We start from the raw sequence: 20,083 nt of genomic DNA, 5'->3' as shown, positions 1-20,083 counted from the left end.
CCCTTCACACCTCGGCCCTCCAACCACAAACGGAGGGCCGAGGTTTTTTCGTATCCACGGCGAATTGTCGGCAATTCACGCCGGCACGTAAACTCGCGGCGGCGGGGTGACAGCGAAGAGGTGCACGTGAGCGAGGACAGGCAGCCGGGTCGACGAGACGAACGTCGCCCGCGGCGGACGTCGAACTCTACTGACCCCCGTCGGCCCCGGGATCAGCGTGCCGCTCCACGGAGCTCGGGACCGAACCGGGCCCGCGCATCGCAGCCGCGGACAGGTTCGGAGACACCGCGATTCGACGTCCCTTCGATTCCGCCGGAGATCGAGGCCAAACAGTTGGCACCCGAGATCCGCGGCGAACTCACGACTTTGGACCGCCATACCGCCGACGCCGTCGCCCGGCACCTCGTCGCGGCCGGCGAACTGCTCGACGACGACCCCGAAGCTGCGCTGGCCCACGCCCGCGCCGCCCGCGCCCGCTCCGGGCGTATCGCCGCTGTGCGGGAGGCGGTGGGTATCGCCGCCTACCACTGCGGCGACTGGGCGCAGGCGCTTGCGGAATTGCGAGCCGCCCGCCGCATGGGCAGCAAGTCCCCGCTGCTCCCGCTGATCGCTGACTGCGAACGCGGTATCGGTCGCCCCGAACGGGCGCTCGAGCTGGCACGTGGCCCCGAAGCCGATCAGCTCACCGGTGACGACGCCGACGAGCTCAAGATCGTCGCGGCCGGCGCCAGGTCGGACCTTGGTCAACTCGAACAGGCGCTCGCCGTGCTGTCGACAGCGCAGCTGGATCCGTCGCGGCGCGGCCCGACTGCGGCCCGGCTGTTCTATGTCTACGCCGACACGCTGCTCGCGCTCGGCCGAACCCAGGACGCGCTCCAGTGGTTCCTCAACGCCGCGGCCGCCGACGTCGAAGGTGTGACCGACGCCGAGGACCGGGTCACCGAACTGAGCTCAACGTGACAAGCCTTGTGCAGGAACATGATTGTCTGCTCCTGGACCTCGACGGCACCGTGTTCCGCGGTCACGCGCCGACCACCGGCGCAGTAGACAGCCTCGCTCGATTGAGCGCGCGGGTCCTCTACGTCACCAACAACGCCTCGCGCAGCCCTGCCGATGTCGCACACCATCTCGTCGAGTTGGGATTTCGTGCGGAGCCCGGCGATGTAGTGACCAGTGCGCAGAGCGCGGCCCACCTGCTCGCCGGCCAAGTTTCCGCCGGGGCGCGGGTATTGGTCGTGGGCACCGAGGCGTTGGCGGCCGAGGTCCGGCTCGTCGGACTGCAATCGGTCCGGCAGTTCGCCGAGGATCCAGTCGCCGTCGTGCAGGGCCACAACCCGCAGACGGCGTGGGCGGACCTCGCCGAGGCGGCGCTGGCCATACGCGCCGGGGCTCTCTGGGTGGCGGCCAACGTCGACCTGACCCTGCCCTCCGAACGCGGTCTGCTCCCGGGCAACGGTTCCATGGTTGCGGCGCTGCTGGCAGCGACCGGGCGGGAACCGCAGGTCGCCGGCAAGCCGCAGCCGACTCTGATGAGAGACGCGCTGAGCCGGGGCGATTTCCGGGCGCCGCTGGTGATCGGTGACCGGTTGGACACCGATATCGCCGGCGCCAACGCGGCTTCGTTGCCCAGCCTGATGGTGCTCAGCGGTGTCAGCACTGCCGATGAGGTGCTGCGGGCGGTGCCGCAGGAACGTCCCGGCTACATCGCCGAGGATCTGCGCTCCCTTGAGGCGTCGGCAGACGACCTGCGGGTCGCTCCCCATCCCGGCTGGCGCATCGAGGTGGGCGACGAAAGCGTGACGGTCCACTCGGGCGGTTCCGATCGAGGAGACGACCTTTCGGTGTTGCGTGCGACGGCGGACGCGGTGTGGCGGTCGGACCTGACGGTCGGGTTCGCGGTGCGCGCGGGCGATGACACCGCGGCCGCTGCGCTGCGACGTTGGTCGCTGCTCACCGACGCGATCGGCTAGCGTGACTGTCGACATGATTAACGACCCCGATCGGCTCCGCACCCAGGTGGCGGCCCTGCTCGCCGACCTCCCCGGTCAGGAGGACGCCGGCGACCTCGCCGACTGCGATATCGACACCGTCGCCGCGCGCTTGGAGCAGGCGCACGATCTGCTCGTGCAGGCATTGGCGGCGGTCGAGAGGGGCTAGCGCTCGTGACGCGGCGCGCACGTGTCGATGCCGAGTTGGTGCGACGGGGGTTGGCCCGGTCACGTCAGCAGGCAGCTGAGCTCATCGGCGCAGGCCGGGTCACGGTCGACGGTATGCCGGCCGCCAAACCGGCGACAGCGGTCGCCGTCACGGCCCACATCGCCGTCGACACCACGGAGGAACGTTCATGGGTGTCCAGAGGTGCGCATAAACTCATCGGTGCCCTCGATGCCTTCGGCCTCGACGTCGCGGGTCGGCGCGGACTCGATGCCGGGGCCTCCACGGGTGGTTTCACCGAGGTCCTGCTCGACCGTGGCGCACATGAAGTCGTCGCCGTCGACGTGGGTTACGGCCAACTGGCCTGGTCACTGCGCTCGGACCCCCGCGTGGTGGTCGTCGAACGCACCAACGTGCGAAAACTCACCCCAGAGATGATCGGCGGTCGCGTCGACGTCATCGTGGCGGACCTGTCGTTCATCTCCCTGGCGACGGTTCTGCCCGCGCTGACCGCATGCGCGTCGCCCGACGCCGATATCGTTCCCATGGTGAAGCCGCAGTTCGAGGTCGGCAAGGACCGGGTGGGTGCCGGTGGCGTCGTCTCGGAGCCCGAGTTGCGTGCGGAGTCAGTGCTGTCTGTGGCGGCCGAGGCGGCAGGCCTCGGATGGGACACAGTCGGCGCGACGGCGAGCCCGCTGCCGGGCCCGTCGGGCAACGTCGAATACTTCTTGTGGTTGCGGGCCCGCACGGACAGCGGACTGCGCGGCGACGACCTCGAACAGGCGGTGCGCCGCGCCGTCACGGAAGGACCGCAATGACGTTTGAACGCACCATCCTCTTGGTGGTTCACACGGGACGCGAGGATGCCACCGAGGTCGCCCGGCGGGTGCAGAAGGTCTTGGGCCACAATAACATCCGTCTTCGGGTGCTTGCCGCCGAGGCGGTCGACCGGGGTCCTGTGCACCTGTCGCCCGACGACATGCGCGCGATCGGCGTCGACATCGATGTGGTCGACGCCGACGAACGGGCCGCCGAAGGGTGCGAGCTGGTGCTGGTCCTCGGCGGCGACGGCACCTTCCTGCGCGCCGCCGAACTCGCCCGCAATGTCGAGATCCCCGTCCTGGGGGTGAACCTGGGACGGATCGGTTTCCTCGCCGAGGCCGAGGCGGAGGCCATCGACACCGTGCTCCACCACGTCGTGCGTCGCGACTATCGGGTCGAAGAGCGGATGACCCTCGACGTGGCGGTGCGCGCCGGAGGCGAACTGCTCACACGGGGTTGGGCGCTCAACGAGGCCAGCCTGGAGAAGGGGCCGCGTCTGGGTGTGCTCGGCGTGGTCGTGGAGATCGACGGCCGGCCGGTTTCGGCGTTCGGCGGCGACGGTGTGCTGGTGTCCACTCCGACCGGCTCCACCGCCTACGCGTTCTCCGCGGGTGGGCCGGTGTTGTGGCCGGACCTCGAGGCCGTGCTGGTGGTGCCTAACAACGCCCATGCGCTTTTTGCAAGGCCGATGGTGACCAGCCCGGAAGCCACGATCGCGATCGAGATCGAAGCGAGTGGGCACGACGCCCTGGTGTTCTGCGACGGCCGCAGGGAGATGGTGGTGCCGGCCGGCGGGCGGCTCGAGGTGACGCGCTGCGCCACGCCGCTCAAATGGGTGCGGCTCGACAGCGCACCGTTCACCGACCGGCTGGTGCGCAAGTTCCGGCTCCCCGTCACCGGATGGCGGGGGCAGTAGCGCATCGTGCTGTCCGAAATACGCATCGAGTCCCTCGGCGCGATCAGCGCTGCCACAGCCGAGTTCGACCGTGGTCTCACGGTGCTCACCGGTGAGACCGGAGCAGGGAAGACCATGGTGGTCACCGGGCTGCATCTGCTCGGCGGGGCCCGCGCCGACCCCAACCGTGTCCGGTCGGGCGCCGAGCGTGCCGTGGTCGAGGGCCGGTTCCTCACCACCGACCTCGGCGATGGCGTCGCGCGCCGCGTCGACGACCTCATCGAGTCGTCGGGTGCCGAGCGCGACGACGACGGCAGCATCATCGCCGCTCGCTCGGTCACCAAGGACGGACCGTCACGGGCCTACCTCGGGGGCCGCAGCGTCCCGGCGAAGTCGCTGAGCACCTTCACCACCGAGCTCCTCACCTTGCACGGGCAGAACGACCAGTTGCGTCTCATGCGTCCGGACGAACAGCGCGCAGCACTCGACCGGTTCGCCGACGTAGGCAAACCGCTGCGCCGATACCACGTCGCGCGGGACGAATGGCTCGCCGCCCGTCGCGACCTGACCGAACGTCGCCGACGCGAGCGTGAACTCGCCCAGGAGGCTGACCGGCTGAAGTTCGGCCTCAGCGAGATCGACGCCGTCGACCCGTCGCCTGGGGAGGACGACGCCCTCGTCGACGACATCCGGCGACTCTCCGAGCTCGACGCGCTGCGTGAGGCCGCCCTCACAGCGCGCTACGCGCTGGCCGGCGCCGACGACGACGCTATCGGGGACGCGTCGTCCGCCGCCCATCTCGCCGCACAGGCGAAGTCGGCGCTGGAGGGGACCGACGACGCCACCCTGCGGTCGCTGGCCGCCCAACTCGCCGACGCGGTCGCCGTGATCGGCGACGTGTCCGGTGAGCTCGGCGACTACCTCGGTGCGCTGCCCACCGACGCGAGCGCACTGGAGACCAGGCTGGCTCGGCAGGCCGATCTGCGCACGTTGACACGCAAATACGCCGCCGACATCGACGGGGTGCTGGCCTGGGCCGAGGAGTCCCGCAAGCGCCTCGACCAACTCGACGTGTCCGAGGAGGCGCTGACCGTCCTGGAGCGGCGGGTCGGTGAGTTGCAATCACAGGTCGCCGCCGCGGCGGCCGATCTCACCAAAGCGCGGCTCAAGGCAGCGAAGGGACTGTCCAAGGCGGTGACCGCCGAACTGGCCGGGCTGGCGATGGCCGGGGCGGAGTTCACCGTCAGCGTCGCGCCGCTCGCCGTTCGCGCCGACGACTCGGCGCCGTTGACGCTGCCGGACGGCGTCGTCGTGCACGCCGGCCACGACGGTGTGGACGCCGTCGACTTCGGCTTCGCCGCACACCGGGGGACCGAAGTGCTTCCGCTGTCGAAGAGCGCATCCGGTGGCGAGCTGTCGCGGGTGATGCTGGCCATCGAGGTCGTGCTGGCGGCCTCGGCACACGGCACCACCATGGTGTTCGACGAAGTCGATGCCGGGGTCGGGGGCCGGGCCGCCGTCCAGATCGGCAGGCGGTTGGCTCGTCTGGCCCGCACCCACCAGGTCATCGTGGTCACCCACCTGCCCCAGGTCGCCGCCTACGCCGATGCCCATCTGGTGGTGGACAGCAGCGGGCGGGGCAAGGCCAGCGTCGTCCGCCGCATCGACGACGACGACCGAGTGGCCGAACTGGCCCGCATGTTGGCTGGTCTCGGCGAGTCCGACAGCGGCCGGGCACACGCACGGGAGTTGCTCGACGCCGCGCGTGCTGAGGCCACCGACGCCTGAGTATGTGGCTGATGGGACAAAACGCAACTTATGAGGCGCATGTTACGGCGCGCCTCCACCTTTACTTGAGGGTTCGCCGCCAGAATCGCCGACATGAAGATGTCAGCGCTGCTCACCCGTAACGCCAGTTCACGGCCCGGAATCACCGGCACCGCTCGCGTGGACCGCGACATCGATCGCCTGCTGAGGCGCATCGCCCCCGGTGACATCGTGGTCATCGACGCGCTCGACCTGGACCGGATCACCGCCGACGCTCTGGTCGAGGCGCGGGTGGCCGGCGTGGTCAACGCGTCCCCGTCCATCTCCGGGCGCTACCCCAACCTCGGACCGGAGGTGCTGGTGGCCAACGGGATCGCGCTGATCGACGAAACCGGCCCCGAGGTGTTCAAGAAGGTCAAGGACGGCCACCGGGTGCGGCTGCACAACGGCGGGGTGTACTCCGGTGACCGGCGTCTGATCGCCGGCAGCGAACGCACCGACCAGGAGATCCACGAGCTGATGCACGAGGCCAAGAGCGGTCTGGTCGCACACCTCGAGGCCTTCGCGGGCAACACCATCGAGTTCATCCGCAGTGAGAGCCCGCTGCTCATCGACGGCATCGGCATCCCGGACATCGACGTCGACCTCAACCGCCGCCACGTCGTGATCGTCGCCGAGGAACCGCACGCCGCCGACGATCTCAAGGCGCTCAAGCCGTTCATCAAGGAGTACCAGCCCGTGCTGGTCGGCGTGGGCACCGGGGCCGACATCCTGCGCAAGGCGGGATATCGCCCTGCGCTCATCGTCGGGGACCCGGACCGGATGAGCGCCGAGGTGCTGCGCAGCGGCGCCCAGGTGGTGCTGCCGGCCGACGCGGACGGACACGCGGCGGGTCTGGAACGCATCCAGGATCTCGGGGTGGGCGCGATGACATTTCCGGCCGCGGGTTCGGCCGCCGACCTCGCGCTGCTGCTGTGCGACCACCATGGTGCGTCGCTGATCGTCACGGTTGGCCACACCGCCAGCATCGAGGAGTTCTTTGATCGCACCCGTCAGCGCAGCAACCCGTCGACGTTCCTGACTCGCCTCAAGGTGGGGGAGAAGCTCGTCGACGCGAAAGCCGTCGCCACGCTGTACCGCAGCCGGGTGTCCGGTGGCGCCATCGCGCTGCTGGTCCTGGCGATGCTGGTGGCGGTGATAGTGGCGCTGTGGGTCTCGCGCGCGGACGCCGCGGTCATCGAGTGGATCCAGCAGTACTGGAACCAGCTGGTGCTCTGGGCACAGGGTCTGGTCAGTTAGGCCGATACGGTGATATCCCTGCGCACACATGCGATCTCGCTGGCGGCCGTGTTCCTGGCCTTGGCCATCGGTGTCGCGCTGGGGTCGGGGCTGCTGTCGAACACGGTGTTGTCCGGACTGCAGAACGACAAGCAGGACCTGCAGAACCAGATCAACGTCCTCACCGACGAGAACAATGCGCTGAATGAACGGCTGGGTGCTGCAGACGAATTCGACGCGCAGATCGCGCCGCGTGTGCTGCGTGACACGCTCGGCGGCAGGTCGGTGGTGTTGTTCCGTACGCCCGACGCCTCCGACGACGACCTCGAGGCGCTGACAAGGTCGATCGGGCACGCCGGTGGCACGGTCAGTGCCACGGTTGCGCTCACCCAGGAATTCGTCGACGCAAACTCCGCGGAAAAACTGCTGTCGGTCGTGAATTCGCCGATCGTGCCGGCGGGGACGCAACTGAGCACCGCCTCGGTGGATCAGGGCTCGCAAGCCGGCGATCTGCTCGGCATCGCCTTGTTGCTCAACAAGGATCCGGCAGCACCGGCCGTCAGCGATGCCGAACGCGACACCGTGCTGACCGCCCTGCGTGACACCGGCTTCCTCACCTTCGGCACCGATCCCGTCCGCGCCGCCGATACGGCACTCGTCGTCACCGGCGGCGCACTGGGCGATGACGCGGGCAATCGCGGCGCCACGGTGGCGCGGTTCGCGGCAGGACTCGCCGGCCACGGATACGGCACCGTGCTGGTGGGCCGGGACGGGTCTGCCTCGGGAACCGGCGCCGTCGCCGTGACGCGGTCGGACGCCGCGTTGGCGAGCGCGGTCAGCACCGTCGACGACGTGGACTCCGAGTCCGGACGGATCACCTCGGTGCTCGCGCTTGCCGACCTGATCGGTGGCGCCCGGCCGGGTCAGTACGGAGTCGGTCAGGGGGCGGGCGCGGTCACGATCGCCCCGTGAGGCCCGGCGCGTTACCGACCACCTGTCGGAGTCGGTGTTAAGGTGGGGTTCCGTGGGTCGGCAGGCCCCAAAGCTAGGACAAAGCCTAGAAAAGTAAGCCCTGCCCGTCGTCACGGAGGTTGTTCTTGCCCGCGCTACGCAAGCATCCGCAAACGGCCACAAAGCATCTCTTCGTCACGGGCGGCGTGGTCTCCTCCCTCGGCAAGGGTCTGACCGGCTCAAGTCTCGGGCAGTTGTTGACCGCCCGGGGCCTGCAGGTGACGATGCAGAAGCTCGACCCCTATCTGAACGTCGACCCCGGCACCATGAACCCCTTCCAGCACGGCGAGGTGTTCGTCACCGAGGACGGCGCCGAGACCGACCTCGACGTCGGCCACTACGAACGGTTCCTCGACCGGAACCTGTCGGGGTCCGCGAACGTCACCACCGGTCAGATCTATTCGTCGGTAATCGCCAAGGAACGCCGCGGTGAGTACCTCGGTGACACGGTACAGGTCATCCCGCACATCACCGACGAGATCAAGAGCCGCATCCTGGCGATGGCCGCACCCGACGAGCACGGCAACCGTCCGGACGTGGTGATCACCGAAGTCGGCGGCACGGTCGGCGACATCGAATCCCTGCCCTTCCTGGAGGCCGCGCGCCAGGTGCGCCACGAAGTCGGCCGCGACAACTGCTTCTTCCTGCATTGCTCTCTTGTTCCCTACATGGCGCCTTCCGGTGAGCTCAAGACCAAACCCACGCAGCACTCCGTCGCCGCGTTGCGCAGCATCGGTATCCAACCCGACGCGCTGATCCTGCGGTGCGACCGCGATGTGCCCGAAGCTCTGAAGAACAAGATCGCGCTGATGTGCGACGTCGACATCGACGGGGTCATCTCGACGCCCGACGCGCCGTCGATCTACGACATCCCCAAGGTGCTCCACCGTGAGGAGCTCGACGCCTACGTGGTGCGGCGGTTGCAGTTGCCGTTTCGCGACGTGGACTGGACGCAGTGGAACGATCTGCTCAAGAGGGTGCACGAACCGCACGAGACGGTCCGGATCGCCCTGGTGGGAAAGTACGTCGACCTCTCCGACGCGTACCTGTCGGTCACCGAGGCACTGCGCGCCGGCGGTTTCGCCCACCACGCCAAGGTGGAGATGCGCTGGGTCGCCTCCGACGACTGTGAACTCGACAGCGGTGCGGCCGCAGCGCTCGCCGACGTCGACGCGGTACTGATTCCCGGTGGCTTCGGCATCCGCGGGATCGAGGGCAAGATCGGCGCGATCACCTACGCCCGCAAGCGGGGCCTGCCGGTGCTCGGACTATGCCTCGGGCTGCAGTGCATCGTCATCGAGGCGGCCCGTTCGGTCGGTATCACCGGCGCGAACTCCGCCGAATTCGATCCGGAAACCTCCCACCCCGTCATCTCCACGATGGCCGACCAGCGTGACGCGGTCGCCGGGGAGGCCGACCTCGGCGGCACCATGCGGCTTGGCGCGTATCGCGCTGTATTGCAAGAGGATTCGATCGTCGCGCAGGCCTACGGTGCAACCGAGGTGTCCGAGCGGCACCGGCACCGCTACGAGGTCAACAACGCCTACCGCAAGCGGATCGCCGAAAGCGGACTTCGGTTCTCGGGAACCTCACCCGACGGCCATCTTGTTGAATTCGTCGAATACGACGCCGACCAGCACCCCTTCCTCGTCGGCACCCAGGCGCATCCCGAACTCAAGAGCAGGCCCACCCGTCCACACCCGCTGTTCGCGGCGTTCATCGGGGCCGCACTGGACTACAAGGCCGCTGAGCGGTTGCCCGTGGAGATCCCCGAGCAGCGGTCCAACGGGGTCGAGCAGCTGCTGCAAGAACCCGCATCCCGTGGGTGAGCACGACTTCGAGACCGTCGACAGCGAGACCGTCTACGTCGGCAACATCCTGGCATTGCGAGCCGACGAGGTGCGGATGCCGGGCGGGAGCACCGCGCGTCGGGAGGTCGTCGAGCACTTCGGTGCGGTGGCGATCACCGCGATCGACGACGGTCACATCACGTTGGTCCACCAGTACCGACATCCGGTGGGCCGGCGGCTGTGGGAATTGCCCGCCGGGCTGCTCGACATGGGCGGTGAGGCACCGCACGTGACCGCGGCGCGGGAGCTGCAGGAAGAGGCCGGGCTGGGCGCACGGGAGTGGCGGGTGCTCGTCGACATTGTGTCCTCTCCCGGCTTCAGCGACGAGAGTGTGCGGGTATTCCTCGCGACGGGGATCACCGAGATTGACCGGCCTCCGGCGCATGACGAAGAAGCAGACCTGATCGTCAAACGGATCCCGCTGTCGGAGGCGGTCCGTATGGTGCTGTCCGGAGAGATAGTCAATTCCATTGCGGTGGCGGGGATCCTTGCGGCACACACGTTCGGGGACGCGGACACGCTGCGTCCGGTCGACGCGGCATGGACCGACCGGCCCTCTGCCTTCGCCGAACGGAAAGGTCACTGATGACCACCTCGGCTGTTCGACGGTCGGCGCTCGACGATCAGTTGCAGGGTTACCTCGACCACCTGACGATCGAGCGTGGCGTGGCCGCCAATACGCTGAGTTCCTACCGCCGCGACCTGCGCCGCTATGCCGAGCACCTCACCGGACGCGGGCTCGAAGACCTCGCCCAGGTCGCCGAGGCCGACGTCAGCGACTTCCTCGTGGCGTTGCGGCGCGGTGATCCCGACACCGGTGCGAACGCGTTGTCGGCGGTGTCGGCGGCGCGGGCACTGATCGCGGTGCGCGGACTGCATCGCTTCGCGGTCGCCGAGGGGTTGACCGACGCCGACGTCGCCCGCGCGGTCAAGCCGCCCAGGCCCGGACGGCGGTTGCCCAAGAGCCTGTCGATCGATGAGGTGCTGGCGCTCCTCGACGGCGCCGGGCGCGACAGCGAGGCCGACGGCCCCCTCACTCTGCGCAACCGCGTGCTGCTGGAACTGCTGTACTCGACCGGTGCGCGGATCTCCGAAGCTGTCGGCCTCGACATCGATGACGTCGACACGCACGCACGGTCGGTACTGCTGCGGGGAAAGGGCGGCAAGCAGCGCTTGGTGCCGATCGGCCGTCCGGCGGTCAGCGCACTGGACGCGTACCTCGTGCGGGGGCGGCCGGATCTGGCCCGCCGTGGCCGCGGTACACCGGCGATCTTCCTCAACGCGCGGGGTGGGCGACTGTCGCGCCAGAGCGCCTGGCAGGTTTTGCAGGACGCGGCCGAACGGGCCGGAATCACCTCGCCGGTGTCGCCGCATACGCTGCGGCACTCGTTCGCGACGCATCTGCTCGACGGGGGTGCCGACGTGCGCGTCGTGCAGGAACTCCTCGGGCACGCATCGGTGACGACGACGCAGATCTACACCATGGTGACGGTGCATGCGCTTCGCGAGGTATGGGCAGGGGCGCATCCGCGGGCTCGCTGACCCGCGCGGGCGCCGCAGTTTCTCTGCGGTAATCACCTTCCCGGGTGGCGTTGGTGTCGAGTACTCGTGCATTACCAGGCTCAGCCCGCGAGGTACTCCGACTCCAACACAAGATCCGGCAGCATCGTCTGGTACTCGACGTGGGTCTTGTGCTCGACGGTGTCGAAGAGCTTGCCCTGCTGCTCGCGCATGTATGCGCGGTATTTCGGCGCGCCAGGGATGCGGACGTTGTCGGCGACGACGATCGACCCTCGGTGCAGCCAGTTGCGGTCGAGTATGGCGAACAGGTCAGGGAGATAGGCCCGCTTGTCGTGGTCGACGAACAGCAGGTCCAACGCGCCTGGGCCGAAGCCGTGCTCGTCGGTGAGCGCGTCGAGCGTACGACCGCCGTCCCCGATCGTCCCGACCACGCACGTCACCCGATCGGCGACACCCGCGTGCCGCCAGATCCGCCGCGCCACCGCGGCGTTGTCCGCGGAGAACTCGACCGAGCAGACCATCGCCTCCGGCGCGGCGCGGGCGATGCGCAGTGCACCGTATCCGCAGTAGGTGCCGAGTTCGAGGGCCAGACGGGGCGCTGCCCGGCGCACCGCCGCGTCGAGCAGCGCGCCCTTCTCGTCGCCGACGTTCATCAGTATCGACTTCTCGTAGGCGAAGCGGTCGATCGTGGCCAGGACATCGTCCACGTCGCCCGCCCGCGCATTCGCCTCGACGTATGCCGCCGTCGCGGCTTCTCGGCCGTCGCCGATCTGCCCGGTTCTTGAAAACCCGGGCATCGCCAAGGCGAACCGCAGAACCGACCAGCGGAGCAAAGGCACCCGTTGCTTGAGACCCATGACCCCAACCCTAAATGTCGCGACAAGTCGTCTGCGGGTCTGCCGGTGTCCGCAGTCCCCACGACGTTAAACTCAACCGGATGTTCGCCCTGCGTGTGGAGTGCCCGGCCGCCGGCGGTCCGGCATGACCGATGACGCCGCAGGTGCCGACGCGCCCGTGGCGAAGGGCCTGACCGGACGGCCACACCGCTCGACACCCGAACCCGCACCTCGCAGCACCCACGGACCGGCCAAGGTCATCGCGATGTGCAACCAGAAGGGTGGCGTCGGCAAGACAACCTCGACCATCAACCTCGGCGCCAGCCTCGCCGAATACGGCCGGCGGGTGCTGCTGGTGGACCTCGACCCGCAAGGTGCACTTTCCGCCGGGCTCGGCGTGCCGCACTACGAACTGGACCACACCGTGCACAACCTGCTGGTCGAACCTCGGGTGTCGATCGACGAGGTCCTCATCAAGACCCGTGTCGCGGGCCTCGACCTGGTTCCCAGCAACATCGACCTGTCGGCGGCGGAGATCCAGCTGGTCAACGAGGTGGGGCGCGAGCAGACGTTGGGCCGTGCGCTGTACCCGGTGCTCGATCGCTACGACTACGTGCTGATCGACTGCCAGCCGTCGCTGGGACTGCTCACCGTCAACGGGCTGGCCTGCAGTGACGGCGTGATCATCCCCACCGAGTGCGAGTACTTCTCGCTGCGGGGCCTGGCGTTGCTCACCGACACCGTCGACAAGGTCCGTGACCGGCTCAACCCCAAGCTGGACATCAGCGGTATCCTGGTGACCCGCTACGACCCGCGCACGGTCAACGCCCGGGAGGTGATGGCCCGGGTGGTCGAGCGGTTCGGTGACCTGGTGTTCGACACCGTCATCACCCGCACCGTGCGCTTCCCGGAGACCAGCGTCGCGGGGGAGCCCATCACGACGTGGGCACCGAAGTCGGCCGGCGCCGAGGCGTACCGGGCGCTGGCACGGGAAGTCATCGACCGGTTCGGCGCGTGAGCGGCGAGGACGCCGATCAGCCAGACAAGCGCGGGTTCCAGGTCCGGCTGAGCAATTTCGAGGGTCCGTTCGATCTACTGCTGCAGCTGATCTTCGCCCACCGGCTCGACGTCACCGAAGTCGCGCTGCACCAGGTCACCGACGACTTCATCGCCTACACCAAGGCCATCGGCCCGCAGCTCGAACTCGACGAGACAACGGCGTTCCTGGTGATCGCCGCCACGCTGTTGGATCTCAAGGCCGCCCGCCTGTTGCCCGCCGGCGAGGTCCAGGACGAAGAGGATCTCGCCCTGCTGGAGGTGCGTGACCTGTTGTTCGCCCGGTTGCTGCAATACCGGGCGTTCAAACACGTCGCGGTGATATTCGCCGAACTGGAGGCGGCCGCACTGCGCAGTTATCCGCGCGCGGTGTCGCTGGAGCCGCGCTACAGCGAGCTGCTGCCCGAGGTCATGCTGGGCGTCGACGCCGAGCGGTTCGCCGAAATCGCGGCGTCAGCGCTCACCCCACGGCCGGTGCCGAGCGTTCGCACCGACCACCTGCACGCCTCGTCGGTGTCGGTGCCGGAGCAGGCCAAGCGGTTGCTGGCATTGCTCGAGCAGCGGGGGGTCGGCCAGTGGGCGACGTTCACCGATCTGGTCGCCGACTGTGAGGGTGGCATCGAGATCGTCGGCCGTTTCCTGGCGCTGCTCGAGCTGTACCGGGCCCGGACGGTAGCATTCGAGCAGGCAGAACCGCTTGGTGTGCTCCAGGTTTCGTGGACCGGGGATCGGCCGACCAACGAACAACTGGCAACCGTCGACGCGGGAGAACAACGAGAGCAATGACCGACGAGATCTCCGATGGCAACCTCGGCATCGGCATCGGCATCGGCGTCGCGACCGCCCCCGAGCTCGACGACTCCGAACTGCGCAACGTGCTCGAAGCCCTGCTCCTGGTCGTGGACACCCCAGTGACCGTCGACCAGCTGGCCGTGGTCACCGAGCAGCCTGGTTACCGGATCGTCACCACCCTCACCGAGATGGCCGCCGATCTGGCCGCCCGGGACAGCGGTATCGACCTGCGCGAAGCCGGCGGGGGCTGGCGGATGTTCACCAGGTCGCGTTACGCCCCGTACGTCGAGCGGCTGCTGCTCGACGGCGCCCGCTCCAAGCTCACCCGGGCGGCGCTGGAGACGTTGGCCGTGGTGGCCTACCGCCAGCCCGTGACCCGCGCGCGGGTCAGCGCGGTCCGTGGGGTCAACGTCGACGCGGTCATGCGTACGCTGGTGGCCCGCGGATTGATCACCGAGGCCGGCACCGATCCGGACTCGGGCGCGGTCACGTTCGCGACGACCGAGCTGTTCCTCGAGCGGCTCGGGCTGTCCTCGCTGGCCGATCTGCCCGACATCGCGCCGCTGCTGCCCGAGGTCGACGTGATCGACGATCTGAGCGAATCGCTCGCGGACGAACCGAGGTTCATGAAACTGGGCGGCGTGCCCGCACCCACCGGACAGCCGATGTCCTACGACGTGGACAAGGATGACCGATGACCGAACCCGATGGTGTCCGACTGCAGAAGGTGTTGTCTCAGGCGGGAATCGCGTCCCGCCGCGTCGCAGAGAAGATGATCCTCGACGGTCGCGTCGAGGTTGACGGCCTCATCGTGACCGAACTCGGCACCCGGGTCGATCCCGGCACGGCCGACATCCGGGTCGACGGCACCCGGGTCCTGCTCGACGACACTCTGGTGCATCTGGCGATCAACAAGCCGCGCGGCATGCACTCCACGATGTCCGACGATCGCGGCCGGCCCTGCATCGGCGACCTCGTCGAACACCGGGTGCGCGGCAACAAGGGGTTGTTCCACGTCGGGCGCCTCGACGCGGACACCGAGGGGCTGATGCTGCTGACCAACGACGGCGAACTCGCGCACCGGTTGATGCATCCGTCCTATGAGGTGCCGAAGACCTATGTGGCGACCGTGCTGGGCACCGTCCCGCGCGGGCTGGGCAAGAAGTTGCGCGCCGGGGTGGAGCTGGACGACGGACCCGCCCGTGTCGACGACTTCGCGGTCGTCGACGCACTGCCCGGCCGGTCGATGGTCCGGGTGACCCTGCACGAGGGCCGCAAGCGTATCGTTCGTCGCTTGTTGGCGGCGGTCGGATTCCCGGTCCAGGAGCTGGTGCGCACCGACATCGGGGCGGTCTCGCTCGGTGAGCAGCGCCCCGGGAGTATTCGGGTGTTGACCCGTAAGGAGATCGGTGAACTGTACAAGGCGGTGGGGATGTGACCGACCGAACGGTGATCGCCGTCGACGGCCCCGCTGGAACCGGAAAGTCCTCCGTGTCAAGGGGTTTGGCACGTGCCCTCGGTGCGCGCTATCTCGACACCGGGGCGATGTACCGCATCGTGACCCTGGCGGTGTTGCGCTCGCGCATCGATCCGTCCGACGGTGACGCGGTGGCCGCGGCGGCCGACGAGGTGGAGCTCGCGGTCGGTTACGACCCCGACGAGGACCGCTGTCTGCTTGCAGGAGAAGATGTTTCAGCCGAAATACGTGGTGACGCCGTCACCCGGGCGGTGTCGGCGGTGTCCGCGGTCCCCGCGGTGCGAGCGCGGCTCGTGGACCTACAGCGCCGGCTGGCCGACGGATCCCGCAGCGTCGTCGTGGAGGGACGCGACATCGGTACCGTGGTGCTGCCCGACGCGGACGTGAAGATCTTCCTCACCGCCTCGGCCGAGGAGCGGGCGCGCCGGCGCAACGCGCAAAACATCGACAGCGGATTGACCGACGACTACGCCTCCGTGTTGGCCGACGTCCGACGACGCGACCACCTCGACTCCACCCGGGCGGTGTCACCGCTACGGGCCGCCGAAGACGCCGTGGTCGTCGACACCAGCGATATGACCGAGACCGAAGTGATCGCGCACCTGCAGGACCTGGTGCACCAGAGGGCGGGAGCGCGGCGATGACGTCACCGGAGGACGGCACCTGGGTCGACGAACGCGACTGGGAGCAGTGGGCCGGCGAGGAGGTCGCCGAGGCCATCGAGGAGGCGGCCGCCCCGCCACCGGTGGTGGCCGTCGTCGGCCGGCCCAACGTCGGCAAATCTACTCTGGTCAACCGCATTCTGGGCCGCCGTGAAGCGGTCGTGCAGGACATCCCCGGCGTCACCCGAGACCGCGTCTCCTATGACGCGACATGGGCGGGACGCCGCTTCGTCGTCCAGGACACCGGGGGATGGGAGCCCGACGCCAAGGGCCTACAACAACTGGTCGCCGACCAGGCGACCGTCGCGATGCGCACCGCCGACGCGATCATCCTGGTGGTCGACGCGGTCGTCGGTGCCACCGCCGCCGACGAAGCCGCCGCCCGGATGCTGCGCAAATCGGGCAAACCCGTGTTCCTGGCGGCCAACAAGGTCGACACCGAACGCGGGGAGGCCGATGCGGCGGCGCTGTGGTCGCTGGGCATCGGTCAGCCGCACTCGGTGAGCGCCATCCATGGCCGGGGTGTGGCCGATCTGCTGGACCGGGTGCTCGAGAAGCTGCCGGAGGTGTCGGAGGTCGGCGGCGGTGGCGGCGGCCCGCGCCGAGTCGCGCTCGTGGGCAAACCGAACGTGGGGAAGAGTTCGCTACTCAACCGGCTCGCCGGTGACGAACGCTCGGTGGTTCACGACGTCGCCGGGACGACCGTCGACCCGGTGGACTCGCTGATCGAACTCGGCGGCAAGACGTGGCGGTTCGTCGACACCGCCGGTCTGCGGCGCAAGGTCGGCCAAGCCAGCGGCCACGAGTTCTACGCCTCAGTGCGCACCCACGGCGCCATCGACGCGGCCGAAGTGGTGCTGGTGCTGATCGACGCCTCACAGCCGCTGACCGAACAGGACCAGCGGGTGCTGTCGATGGTGATCGAGGCCGGGCGCGCACTGGTGCTCGCCTTCAACAAGTGGGACCTCGTCGACGATGACCGCCGCTACCTGCTGGACCGTGAGATCGACCGCGAACTGGCGCAGGTGCAGTGGGCGCCGCGGGTCAACATCTCGGCGATGACCGGCCGGGCCGTGCAGAAACTGGTGCCGGCCCTGGAAACCTCGTTGCAGTCGTGGGACGCCCGGATCCCGACGGGCCGACTGAACACGTTCTTCAAGGAGATCGTGGCCGCCACGCCGCCCCCGGTGCGGGGCGGCAAGCAGTCCAGAATCCTGTTCGCCACCCAGGCCACCGCACGTCCACCGACGTTCGTGCTCTTCACCAGCGGATTCCTCGAGGCGGGCTATCGGCGGTTCCTCGAGCGGCGACTGCGCGAGAGGTTCGGCTTCGAGGGAAGCCCGATCCGGATCAACGTTCGGGTACGCGAGAAGCGTGGCTTCCGACCGCGCTAGTACAGTGAGCTGATCAGCAGGCGACGAGAGGGGACGACGGTGGCTGAACGGGCCTTCCGTGCCGCACCGTCGCATGTCTGCGCCCTTCAGCCCTTCTGGCCGTCGCGCCGGTTGATGGCTTTCGACGAGTGGTGTTGTCAGCGCCCCTGAATACGCGCCCACTGATCGTTCAGGCTGCCTTGCTCAGGCGCCGCGGAGTCGAAAGCCGGACCCATGCGTTCGCTACTGATCATTGCCTTCGTCGGGGTTGGCGCCCAGCTCGTCGACGGTGCACTCGGGATGGCGTTCGGTGTCACCGCCTCGACGCTGCTCGTGCTGTCCGGCGTGGCCGCCGCCCAGGCCAGTGCCGCGGTGCACCTGGCCGAGGTGGGCACCACGCTGGCTTCCGGCATCTCGCACTGGCGGTTCAAGAACATCGACTGGTCGATCGTCGCCAAGCTCGGTGTGCCCGGGGCGATCGGCGCCTTCGTCGGCGCCAACGTGCTCTCGGCGCTGTCGACGGAGGACGCCGCGCCGTTGATGGCGGCGATCCTGCTGTGCATCGGGGCCTACGTGCTGCTGCGCTTCTCGCTGCGCACCCCGCCGGTGATCGGCGGCGACGGTACGAAGCACGGAGCCAAGTTCCTCACCCCGCTGGGGCTGTTCGGCGGGTTCATCGACGCCTCAGGTGGCGGCGGATGGGGCCCGATCACCACCAGCACCCTGCTCTCCAGCGGTAAGACGGCGCCGCGCACGGTCATCGGCTCAGTCAGCGCCTCGGAATTCCTCGTGGCGCTGTCCGCCTCGCTGGGTTTCCTGGTCGGTCTGCGAGAGCAGTTCTTCCAGAACTTCGGTGTCGTCGTGGCGCTGGCCATCGGCGGGGTGATCGCCGCACCGCTGGCCGCCTTTCTGGTCAGCCGGGTCAGCCCCGCGCTGCTGGGCACCGCGGTCGGCGGCGTCATCGTCCTCACGAACTCCCAGAAACTGGTGCACTACTTCGGCATCGGGTGGCCGTGGTCGTCGTTCATCTACTCGATCATCGTGGTGGCCTGGGCCGTCTTCCTGGTGCTGGCGTGGCGAATCATGCGCGCCCCGGCATACGTTCCCCGCGAGCTGGAATCGCAGGCGACGGTCGCCGAGCAGCCCGCGGAGACCGCCGACGAGGTGCGCTGAGGGCGGTTCGAGGGGCTGGCACTAGGGTTCCCCGCGTGCCGGTCATCGACATGGTTCTCATCGCGCTGGCGGGTGTGGGGGCAGGCGCGATCAACGCGATCGTCGGGTCAGGCACGCTGATCACGTTCCCGACCCTGGTCGCGCTCGGCTACCCGCCGGTGACGTCGACCATGTCGAACGCGGTCGGGTTGGTGGCCGGGGGAATGTCGGGCACCTGGGGCTACCGCCGCGAACTGCGCGGGCAGTGGCACCGGCTGCGCTGGCAGATCCCCGCCTCACTGGTCGGCGCGCTGAGCGGGGCGTGGCTGCTGCTGCACCTTCCCGAGAAGGTCTTCACCCAGGTGGTGCCGGGGCTGCTGGTCGCCGCGCTGGCATTGGTCGTGGTCGGCCCGCGAATCCAGGCGTGGGCACGGCGGCGGGCCGAGCAGAGCGGACGGTCGGCCGACCACGTGAGCGCTGCGCGGATGGTGGCCCTGGTGGCAGGGACGTTCGCCGTCGGCGTGTACGGCGGATACTTCACCGCGGCGCAGGGCATTCTGCTGATTGCCGTGATGGGGGCGTTGCTGCCCGAAGACATGCAGCGGATGAACGCCGCCAAGAACGTGCTGTCGCTGATCGTCAACATCGTCGCGGCCGTCGCCTACACCTTGGTGGCGTTCGACCGGATCAGCTGGGCTGCCGCCGGGCTGATCGCGGCCGGTTCGCTGATCGGCGGATTCTTCGGTGCGCACTACGGCCGCCGGCTGTCGCAGAATGCGCTACGCGCGGTCATCGTCGTGGTGGGGCTGATCGGTCTGTGGCGGCTGATGGCGGTTTAGAACCTCGTGCGCGCCTTTGCCCGGCGCCCACCTCGGCGAGGCGATTCCTCGGGTCGTACGCGCAGTCGCTGCAGTGGCCGCTCACCTTAATGTAGGCGGCGGCATACCACTCGGTGGGTTTGCGTAGTCATATCCGCGTTGACGGGCGTGGCTGCCGAGGATCATCAGCGGCTGGTACGACGCCGACACGTCGAGGTCGCTGGTTCTTCGGTGGCCCGCTCACGCCGTGGATGGCGGTTAGCGTCTGAAACAGCACGACGGCGAATCGGTTGGGAATCGCGTCGGGAGGTGCGGTAGGCTCACGTGCTGCCGAAGGAGCAATCCCGCGGCAACGGGCTGTGGCGCAGCTTGGTAGCGCACTTGACTGGGGGTCAAGTGGTCGCAGGTTCAAATCCTGTCAGCCCGACAGAGCGGAAATATGCGTTGACCTGCGGTTATGGCGCGAGCGCTTCAGCATAGGCGCACGAGGTGATGGCCGCGATGGGGACCACAGGGGTGTTGGCGAAGCGTTCGGTGCTTGTGTTCGGGAGTTTCAGGCCGTTGGACCGCACGTCATGCACGCTATGCGCAGCTGTGCAGGTTATGCCGCTCGATCGGG

At 68.5% G+C, this 20,083-nt stretch carries 20 protein-coding genes and 1 tRNA gene; 20 read left to right on the top strand and 1 reads right to left on the bottom strand.

Annotated features, from left to right (window positions below):
- Positions 1 to 120: 120 nt before the first annotated feature.
- The 11 genes from G6N07_RS10605 to xerD all read left to right on the top strand — a co-directional run bounded on the left by G6N07_RS10605 (position 121) and on the right by xerD (position 11,319).
- Entirely contained in the window at positions 121 to 960 is an 840-nt protein-coding gene (locus tag G6N07_RS10605; RefSeq protein ID WP_085192789.1) for a tetratricopeptide repeat protein, read from the top strand.
- The gene (locus G6N07_RS10600) at positions 957 to 1,970 is read left to right on the top strand and encodes an HAD-IIA family hydrolase (RefSeq protein WP_179959977.1); all 1,014 of its coding nucleotides are present in this window, start codon (positions 957 to 959) and stop codon (positions 1,968 to 1,970) included. Before G6N07_RS10605 ends, G6N07_RS10600 begins: the two co-directional genes overlap by 4 nt.
- A 1-nt stretch (position 1,971) precedes the next feature.
- On the top strand, positions 1,972 to 2,157 hold the full coding sequence (locus G6N07_RS10595; protein ID WP_085192791.1) for a hypothetical protein: 186 nt from the start codon (positions 1,972 to 1,974) through the stop codon (positions 2,155 to 2,157).
- A 5-nt stretch (positions 2,158 to 2,162) separates the two neighbouring features.
- Entirely contained in the window at positions 2,163 to 2,972 is an 810-nt protein-coding gene (locus G6N07_RS10590; protein ID WP_085192792.1) for a TlyA family RNA methyltransferase, read from the top strand.
- Complete coding sequence (locus G6N07_RS10585) at positions 2,969 to 3,892, top strand: NAD kinase (RefSeq protein WP_085192793.1); 924 nt, start codon at positions 2,969 to 2,971, stop codon at positions 3,890 to 3,892. The genes G6N07_RS10590 and G6N07_RS10585 overlap by 4 nt, the downstream gene beginning before the upstream one ends.
- Before the next feature lie 6 nt (positions 3,893 to 3,898).
- Positions 3,899 to 5,659 carry a DNA repair protein RecN gene (gene recN, locus G6N07_RS10580; protein WP_085192794.1) on the top strand — a complete coding sequence of 587 codons (1,761 nt, stop codon included), beginning with the start codon at positions 3,899 to 3,901 and terminating at the stop codon, positions 5,657 to 5,659.
- Between the two features lie 93 nt (positions 5,660 to 5,752).
- On the top strand, positions 5,753 to 6,937 hold the full coding sequence (gene steA / locus G6N07_RS10575) for a putative cytokinetic ring protein SteA (RefSeq protein WP_085192795.1): 1,185 nt from the start codon (positions 5,753 to 5,755) through the stop codon (positions 6,935 to 6,937).
- Positions 6,938 to 6,946: 9 nt separating this feature from the next.
- The gene (locus G6N07_RS10570; RefSeq protein ID WP_085192796.1) at positions 6,947 to 7,888 is read left to right on the top strand and encodes a copper transporter; all 942 of its coding nucleotides are present in this window, start codon (positions 6,947 to 6,949) and stop codon (positions 7,886 to 7,888) included.
- Positions 7,889 to 8,013: 125 nt separating this feature from the next.
- Positions 8,014 to 9,756 carry a CTP synthase gene (locus G6N07_RS10565; protein ID WP_085192897.1) on the top strand — a complete coding sequence of 581 codons (1,743 nt, stop codon included), beginning with the start codon at positions 8,014 to 8,016 and terminating at the stop codon, positions 9,754 to 9,756.
- A complete protein-coding gene (locus G6N07_RS10560; protein ID WP_085192797.1) occupies positions 9,749 to 10,363 on the top strand; it encodes an NUDIX domain-containing protein in 615 nt (204 codons plus the stop codon). The genes G6N07_RS10565 and G6N07_RS10560 overlap by 8 nt, the downstream gene beginning before the upstream one ends.
- Positions 10,363 to 11,319 carry a site-specific tyrosine recombinase XerD gene (gene xerD / locus G6N07_RS10555; RefSeq protein ID WP_085192798.1) on the top strand — a complete coding sequence of 319 codons (957 nt, stop codon included), beginning with the start codon at positions 10,363 to 10,365 and terminating at the stop codon, positions 11,317 to 11,319. The genes G6N07_RS10560 and xerD overlap by 1 nt, the downstream gene beginning before the upstream one ends.
- 80 nt (positions 11,320 to 11,399) lie before the next feature.
- Here the strand turns inward: xerD and G6N07_RS10550 are convergent, their stop codons facing one another.
- Positions 11,400 to 12,155 (bottom strand): O-methyltransferase, encoded by a 756-nt coding sequence (locus tag G6N07_RS10550; RefSeq protein ID WP_085192799.1) that lies wholly within the window; start codon positions 12,153 to 12,155, stop codon positions 11,400 to 11,402.
- A gap of 124 nt (positions 12,156 to 12,279) precedes the next feature.
- On the opposite strand from G6N07_RS10550, the gene G6N07_RS10545 reads away from it, so the two are divergent.
- The 9 genes from G6N07_RS10545 to G6N07_RS10505 all read left to right on the top strand — a co-directional run bounded on the left by G6N07_RS10545 (position 12,280) and on the right by G6N07_RS10505 (position 19,891).
- On the top strand, positions 12,280 to 13,152 hold the full coding sequence (locus G6N07_RS10545) for a ParA family protein (RefSeq protein ID WP_085192898.1): 873 nt from the start codon (positions 12,280 to 12,282) through the stop codon (positions 13,150 to 13,152).
- Positions 13,149 to 13,976 (top strand): segregation/condensation protein A, encoded by an 828-nt coding sequence (locus tag G6N07_RS10540; RefSeq protein WP_085192800.1) that lies wholly within the window; start codon positions 13,149 to 13,151, stop codon positions 13,974 to 13,976. Before G6N07_RS10545 ends, G6N07_RS10540 begins: the two co-directional genes overlap by 4 nt.
- Positions 13,973 to 14,680, top strand: a complete 708-nt coding sequence (scpB, locus tag G6N07_RS10535; RefSeq protein WP_085192801.1) for an SMC-Scp complex subunit ScpB — start codon at positions 13,973 to 13,975, stop codon at positions 14,678 to 14,680. The genes G6N07_RS10540 and scpB overlap by 4 nt, the downstream gene beginning before the upstream one ends.
- Complete coding sequence (locus G6N07_RS10530; protein WP_085192802.1) at positions 14,677 to 15,420, top strand: pseudouridine synthase; 744 nt, start codon at positions 14,677 to 14,679, stop codon at positions 15,418 to 15,420. Before scpB ends, G6N07_RS10530 begins: the two co-directional genes overlap by 4 nt.
- Positions 15,417 to 16,103 carry a (d)CMP kinase gene (gene cmk / locus G6N07_RS10525; protein WP_085192803.1) on the top strand — a complete coding sequence of 229 codons (687 nt, stop codon included), beginning with the start codon at positions 15,417 to 15,419 and terminating at the stop codon, positions 16,101 to 16,103. Before G6N07_RS10530 ends, cmk begins: the two co-directional genes overlap by 4 nt.
- Positions 16,100 to 17,515, top strand: a complete 1,416-nt coding sequence (der, locus tag G6N07_RS10520) for a ribosome biogenesis GTPase Der (protein WP_085192804.1) — start codon at positions 16,100 to 16,102, stop codon at positions 17,513 to 17,515. Before cmk ends, der begins: the two co-directional genes overlap by 4 nt.
- A gap of 213 nt (positions 17,516 to 17,728) precedes the next feature.
- The gene (locus G6N07_RS10515) at positions 17,729 to 18,667 is read left to right on the top strand and encodes a sulfite exporter TauE/SafE family protein (RefSeq protein ID WP_085192805.1); all 939 of its coding nucleotides are present in this window, start codon (positions 17,729 to 17,731) and stop codon (positions 18,665 to 18,667) included.
- 50 nt (positions 18,668 to 18,717) lie between these two features.
- Positions 18,718 to 19,485: a sulfite exporter TauE/SafE family protein gene (locus G6N07_RS10510; RefSeq protein WP_179960034.1), complete on the top strand. Its 768-nt coding sequence runs from the start codon at positions 18,718 to 18,720 to the stop codon at positions 19,483 to 19,485.
- A gap of 332 nt (positions 19,486 to 19,817) precedes the next feature.
- A tRNA-Pro gene (locus tag G6N07_RS10505) sits at positions 19,818 to 19,891 on the top strand.
- Positions 19,892 to 20,083: the final 192 nt, after the last annotated feature.

Source organism: Mycolicibacterium doricum, assembly GCF_010728155.1.
In the GTDB taxonomy this organism is placed as follows: domain Bacteria; phylum Actinomycetota; class Actinomycetes; order Mycobacteriales; family Mycobacteriaceae; genus Mycobacterium; species Mycobacterium doricum.
This window is presented reverse-complemented; position numbering and strand designations above follow the sequence as displayed.